This is a genomic window from Acidovorax sp. KPB24-03, from assembly GCF_057546605.1.
Map to the genome: position 1 here is coordinate 1 of NZ_BAAJYR010000607.1, position 1575 is coordinate 1575.

Sequence of the window (1575 nt, forward strand, 5' to 3'; positions counted from 1 at the left end):
CAGCGGCGGGGCCGGCTCGGCCGCCGGCGCGCCCGCGCCCCACCCCAGCAGGCACAGCACCGCGGCCCATGGCAAAAGACGTTCCCCCGGGCGATGCGGCATATCAGAACTTGGTTTTGCGCAGCACCCACCAGGGGGCCATCGCGGAGTCCAGGTGGGTCTTCAGGAAGACCTCCTGCAGGATCGAGAACGTGCAGTGCACGCGGTTGACGAAGGCGAAGAGCGGAAACAGCGGCAGGAACCGCAGGTAGGCCGCGTCGTGCCGGGGCCGCTCGGACACGGCCACGAGGTACAGCAGGAAATAGAACAGCAACGCCGCGAGGTACACCGCGTAGACGAACCCCAGCACCCCCAGCACCGCCCCCACCGGCAGCGTGAGCAGCATCACGCCGGTGTAGGCCACGATGAGGAAGGGCATGAGCACCTGCATCACCAGGCCGTTCACCACCACGAAGAGGAAATTGCGCCAGCCCAGCAGGCGCGGGCGCAGGTTCAGGCGGAACTTGCGGATGAAGATGTAGAACATGTCGCCGTCCCAGCGCAGGCGCTGGCGGAAGAACACGCGCCAGGTGTCCGGCGCGTCGGTGTGGCCCACGGCATGCGGGTCGAACACGATGCGCAGGCCCGGATGGCGGCCGAAGTACTGCTTGATGCGCATCGTCATGTCCAGGTCCTCGGCCGTGCCCGCGTCCCAGCCGCCCAGGTTGCGGATGAAGCTGGCGCGGAACACGCCGAACGCCCCCGAGATGTTGTTGACGATGTTGAACTCCGACAGCCCCGTCTTGCCCGCGCCGATGGACAGCATGTATTCCAGCGCCTGCATGCGCGCGGCCAGCGAGCGGCGGGCGTTGCGCACCCGCAGGCTGCCGGCGACGCCCACCACGCCGGGGTCGTCGAAATGCCGCGTGGCGTGGCGCACCATGTCGTTGTCGAACGAGGTGTCGCCATCAAGCGCCATCACGATCTCGCCGCTGGCGATCGACAGGCCGGCGTTCAGCGACGACACGCGGCCGCCGCGCTGCCACTTGGGCAGCACCACCAGCGCACGCCGGCGGGCACCGGCCAGCAGTTCGCGCGCCCCGCGGGCCGCACGCAGCGTGGGCTCGTTCTGCACCGCGCCGTCCACCACGGCGATGATCTCGATGAAGCCCGGGTAGATCTGCTGGGCGAGCGACTGGATGGTCTTGCGCACGTCGTCGCCCTCGGAGTAGCAGGTGATGACGCAGGACACGCGCGGATAGCGCTCGCGCTGCAGGTAGGGCCGGTGCTCGCGCAGGCCGTACTTCACCATGCCCGCGCACACGAGCAGGAAGAACGGCGCCTCCAGCAGCACCACGAACGGGAAGAACTTGAGCGCCAGCTCCACCCACGACTGGTGCGTCGCGCTGGAAAACAGCGTGACGAACGCGAACACCACCTGCTCCCCCATGCGATCAGGTCCCGTCGCGCAGCCGCGCCATCAGGTCCGCGGCCTGCTCGCCGGAGCGCAGGCCGCCCGGCACCTCCAGGTGCCGGATGCGCGTGCGCAGCGGCATCGCGGCCGCGCCCGCCGCCCGCGCCCTGGAGCGACGCCTG

The 1575-nt window shown here is 69.6% G+C and carries 1 protein-coding gene; it reads right to left on the reverse strand.

From position 1 onward, the window contains the following. Nucleotides 1-103: 103 nt before the first annotated feature. Complete coding sequence (locus tag AC27KI_RS24455; RefSeq protein ID WP_487116347.1) at nt 104-1429, reverse strand: glycosyltransferase family 2 protein; 1326 nt, start codon at nt 1427-1429, stop codon at nt 104-106. Nucleotides 1430-1575 lie beyond the last annotated feature (146 nt).